1 rRNA gene is annotated in these 1,719 nt (G+C 58.6%); it reads right to left on the reverse strand.

Annotation, left to right across the window (positions count from 1 at the left end):
- Nucleotides 1-175 precede the first annotated feature (175 nt).
- Nucleotides 176-1,701 (reverse strand): 16S ribosomal RNA (locus MWU57_RS17895).
- Between the last annotated feature and the right edge of the window lie 18 nt (nt 1,702-1,719).

Below are 1,719 nucleotides of genomic sequence, written 5' to 3' on the forward strand. Positions count from 1 at the left end.
CCACCACCGAAGCAGCAGACGTACTAGCGACCGACCCACGACCAGCGGACCGACGTTCGTCAATGTTCCACCCAGAGCAACCACCAGACGCACGTTCGGCGCCTACAGCGGCTGTGCATGACCACCCACCGACCGGAGCGAACCCCGGACACGACGAGCAGTATGTGCTCCTTAGAAAGGAGGTGATCCAGCCGCACCTTCCGGTACGGCTACCTTGTTACGACTTAGTCCCAATCGCCAGTCCCACCTTCGACCACTCCCCCCGGAAAACCGGTTGGGCCATGAGCTTCGGGTGTTACCAACTTTCGTGACTTGACGGGCGGTGTGTACAAGGCCCGGGAACGTATTCACCGCAGCGTTGCTGATCTGCGATTACTAGCGACTCCGACTTCATGGGGTCGAGTTGCAGACCCCAATCCGAACTGAGACCGGCTTTTTGGGATTCGCTCCACCTTACGGTATCGCAGCCCTCTGTACCGGCCATTGTAGCATGCGTGAAGCCCAAGACATAAGGGGCATGATGATTTGACGTCATCCCCGCCTTCCTCCGAGTTGACCCCGGCAGTCTCCCATGAGTCCCCGGCATAACCCGCTGGCAACATGGGACGAGGGTTGCGCTCGTTGCGGGACTTAACCCAACATCTCACGACACGAGCTGACGACAACCATGCACCACCTGTGCACCGACCTTGCGGAACCACCATCTCTGGCAGCGTCCGGTGCATGTCAAGCCTTGGTAAGGTTCTTCGCGTTGCATCGAATTAATCCGCATGCTCCGCCGCTTGTGCGGGCCCCCGTCAATTCCTTTGAGTTTTAGCCTTGCGGCCGTACTCCCCAGGCGGGGCACTTAATGCGTTAGCTGCGGCACGGAACTCGTGGAATGAGCCCCACACCTAGTGCCCAACGTTTACGGCATGGACTACCAGGGTATCTAATCCTGTTCGCTCCCCATGCTTTCGCTCCTCAGCGTCAGTAACTGCCCAGAGACCTGCCTTCGCCATCGGTGTTCCTCCTGATATCTGCGCATTCCACCGCTACACCAGGAATTCCAGTCTCCCCTACAGTACTCTAGTCTGCCCGTACCCGATGCAAGCCCGAGGTTGAGCCTCGGGATTTCACACCAGACGCGACAAACCGCCTACGAGCTCTTTACGCCCAATAATTCCGGACAACGCTTGCGCCCTACGTATTACCGCGGCTGCTGGCACGTAGTTAGCCGGCGCTTCTTCTGCAGGTACCGTCCACCCGAAGGCCTTCTTCCCTGCTGAAAGAGGTTTACAACCCGAAGGCCGTCATCCCTCACGCGGCGTCGCTGCATCAGGCTTTCGCCCATTGTGCAATATTCCCCACTGCTGCCTCCCGTAGGAGTCTGGGCCGTGTCTCAGTCCCAGTGTGGCCGGTCGCCCTCTCAGGCCGGCTACCCGTCGACGCCTTGGTAGGCCATCACCCCACCAACAAGCTGATAGGCCGCGAGCCCATCCCCCACCGAAAAACTTTCCAACACCCACCATGCGGTGAATGCTCATATCCGGTATTAGACCCCGTTTCCAAGGCTTATCCCGAAGTGGAGGGCAGGTTGCTCACGTGTTACTCACCCGTTCGCCACTGATCCACCCAGCAAGCTGGGCTTCACCGTTCGACTTGCATGTGTTAAGCACGCCGCCAGCGTTCGTCCTGAGCCAGGATCAAACTCTCCGTAAAAGAGAGAAAACAACCAAC

Origin of the sequence: Isoptericola sp. S6320L, from assembly GCF_023015685.1 — a bacterium.
In the GTDB taxonomy this organism is placed as follows: domain Bacteria; phylum Actinomycetota; class Actinomycetes; order Actinomycetales; family Cellulomonadaceae; genus Isoptericola; species Isoptericola halotolerans_A.